This is a genomic window from Desulfovibrio sp. 1188_IL3213 (genome assembly GCF_036763145.1).
Taxonomy (GTDB): domain Bacteria; phylum Desulfobacterota; class Desulfovibrionia; order Desulfovibrionales; family Desulfovibrionaceae; genus Desulfovibrio.
Genome location: NZ_JBAIYR010000511.1, coordinates 1 through 1,465, shown reverse-complemented (window position 1 = coordinate 1,465; position 1,465 = coordinate 1). Strand labels below are relative to the sequence as shown.

General features: G+C 59.1%; 2 protein-coding genes. Both read right to left on the bottom strand.

Annotation, left to right across the window (positions count from 1 at the left end; translation table 11 throughout):
- On the bottom strand, nucleotides 1-582 hold a 582-nt coding region (locus tag V6C16_RS13160), incomplete at its 3' end, for a rhodanese-like domain-containing protein (protein ID WP_333543424.1).
- Nucleotides 583-870: 288 nt separating this feature from the next.
- Nucleotides 871-1,465: MFS transporter (locus V6C16_RS13155; protein WP_333543423.1), on the bottom strand; the 595-nt coding region annotated here is incomplete at its 5' end.

The window sequence follows — 1,465 nt, the reverse complement described above, 5'->3', positions numbered from 1 at the left end:
GATGGAGCAGGCTCCGCCAAGTGTGCACGAGGCCCCTTTCTGGTTCCAGGGCGCGCGCATAAGCAGAAGGGCCATCCCGCACCAGTTGGTGATGCCTGAGAAAACCTGGCCCGCGCCGATGAACAGCGCACCCAGATAAAACAGCGGGCTGATGCCGTAGCCCAGCAGCGTAAAGAGCACCGTCAGCGCTCCTGCCACCAGACGCACCTGCCGGTCAAGAGAGGGCGACGCTTCGCCGGTTTTTGGCAGGCCTTCGCCGGTAGTGGCAAAACCGGCCTCTTCGCAGGCGGCTATGCCGCCATCAATGAAGCGCACATTGGCGTAGCCTGCCTGGATGAATTTTTCAGCGGCGCTTTTGGCGCGCGCGCCACTGCGGCAAATGGTGAATATGGGGGTATCGACGAGCACGCCGCTGCGCAGGGCGACGTCACGGGGGTCAAGGTCGGTAACGGGAGCAAAGGCTGTAGGCAGGGCCAGACGTTTTTCAGAATATTCCATGGGCGAACGTACATCCACAACAAGAGCCTGCTTCAAGTCCACACTGTGCAGCTCTCTGGCGCTGATGCTTTGTACAGCGGACATATGGTCTCCTTTTTCCGGCAATGGCTGCCGAAATGCACGCAACGTAAACGGGAGCAGTGTCAGACGGGTTGCAACCCGGACGCAGCGGTGATGGTATCCTTCCGTATTGGTAGGATATAATTATTGATTATAGTGATATAATTCGTATCGGAATGCAACTGCCGCAAGGGGCGGCTGCTTTTTGACAACAATGCAGTATGATTGATTATAGTAGCTTTCACACGCTTATGGGCAAAAAACGGAATGCCCTGCAAAAACAGACAGGCTGCCTGCGGGCAGCCTGTGGGTTTATTGCATTTCAGCCGTTTGCCTGCGTTCGTGCAGGGCCAGCCGCAGCCTGTCGGCCAGCATGAAGCAGCCGCACAGGCTTACGGAGATCGCCGTGGCCGTGAACACGCCCCTGTAGCCGAAGCCGGCGTTGATGACCATGCCGCCGATAAGCGGGGCCAGCATGCCGCTGGCGTCAAAGGTCGCCATCATGACGTTGGAGTTGATGGAGCGCGTGGCAGGGTTTGAGCGGTCATATACCGCAGCGGCCAGCAGAGGGTACAGCAGGCCCAGACCCAGGCCGTACAGACAGGTCAGCGGCACAAAGGCCCACAGCGGCCCCCAGGCCAGCCCAAGCATGCAGCATGCCAGCACCGCGCTGCACAAGAGCGTAACCCTGTAGCGCGGCATGGTGTCCAGCCGGTTGCTGCCCGCAAGGCGCACAAGAATTATGGTCAGGGTGTAAACGCTGAAGAACCAGGCCGGGTTTGCTCCTGTGACCGAGCACAGCCCCTTGATGAAGAATATGGCCTGTACGGTCATGATGCTGAAGGCCAGACAGGCCAGATAAACAAAAAGCAGGCCCGATCGGCGCACAGCCTGCCACAGGGCGCGA